Annotated in this window: 1 rRNA gene; it reads right to left on the bottom strand. The window is 50.1% G+C overall.

The window, feature by feature from the left end:
* Positions 1–68: 68 nt before the first annotated feature.
* Positions 69–1484 (bottom strand): 16S ribosomal RNA (locus GSH19_RS04560); the annotation flags it as partial.

The raw sequence follows: 1484 nt of genomic DNA, 5'->3' as shown, positions 1-1484 counted from the left end.
AACTTGAGAGTAGAACTCTCAAAACTAAACAAGACTTCAATCAGTGTAAGTTTCCGTATATTCCTTAGAAAGGAGGTGATCCAGCCGCAGGTTCTCCTACGGCTACCTTGTTACGACTTCACCCTAATCATCTGTCCCACCTTAGGCGGCAGGCTCCTAAAAGGTTACCCAACCGACTTTGGGTGTTACAAACTCTCATGGTGTGACGGGCGGTGTGTACAAGGCCCGGGAACGTATTCACCGTGGCATGCTGATCCACGATTACTAGCGATTCCAACTTCATGCAGGCGAGTTGCAGCCTGCAATCCGAACTGAGAATGGCTTTAAGAGATTAGCTTGACCTCGCGGTTTCGCGACTCGTTGTACCATCCATTGTAGCACGTGTGTAGCCCAGGTCATAAGGGGCATGATGATTTGACGTCATCCCCACCTTCCTCCGGTTTGTCACCGGCAGTCTTATTAGAGTGCCCAACTGAATGCTGGCAACTAATAACAAGGGTTGCGCTCGTTGCGGGACTTAACCCAACATCTCACGACACGAGCTGACGACAACCATGCACCACCTGTCATTCTGCCCCCGAAGGGGACGCCTAATCTCTTAGGTTAACAGAAGATGTCAAGACCTGGTAAGGTTCTTCGCGTAGCATCGAATTAAACCACATGCTCCACCGCTTGTGCGGGCCCCCGTCAATTCCTTTGAGTTTCAACCTTGCGGTCGTACTCCCCAGGCGGAGTGCTTAATGCGTTTGCTTCGGCACTGAAGGGCGGAAACCCTCCAACACCTAGCACTCATCGTTTACGGCATGGACTACCAGGGTATCTAATCCTGTTTGCTACCCATGCTTTCGAGCCTCAGTGTCAGTAACAGACCAGACAGTCGCCTTCGCCACTGGTGTTCCTCCATATATCTACGCATTTCACCGCTACACATGGAGTTCCACTGTCCTCTTCTGCACTCAAGTCATTCAGTTTCCGATGCACTTCTTCGGTTAAGCCGAAGGCTTTCACATCAGACTTAAAAGACCACCTGCGCTCCCTTTACGCCCAATAAATCCGGACAACGCTTGCCACCTACGTATTACCGCGGCTGCTGGCACGTAGTTAGCCGTGACTTTCTGGTTAGATACCGTCGAAATGTAAGCAGTTACTCTTACACCTGTTCTTCTCTAACAACAGAGTTTTACGAGCCGAAACCCTTCTTCACTCACGCGGCGTTGCTCCATCAGACTTTCGTCCATTGTGGAAGATTCCCTACTGCTGCCTCCCGTAGGAGTATGGGCCGTGTCTCAGTCCCATTGTGGCAGATTACCCTCTCAGGTCTGCTATGCATCATCGCCTTGGTAAGCTTTTACCTTACCAACTAGCTAATGCACCGCGGGTCCATCCAAGAGCGACAGCACAAAGGCCATCTTTTAAACTAAAACCATGTGGTTTTAGTTGTTATACGGTATTAGCATCTGTTTCCAGGTGTTATCCCCTTCTCT

This window comes from Lactobacillus sp. S2-2, from assembly GCF_021698855.1.
GTDB lineage: Bacteria > Bacillota > Bacilli > Lactobacillales > Lactobacillaceae > Fructilactobacillus.
The sequence above is the reverse complement of the archived record's forward strand: the minus strand, read 5'-3'. Positions and strand labels throughout refer to the sequence as shown.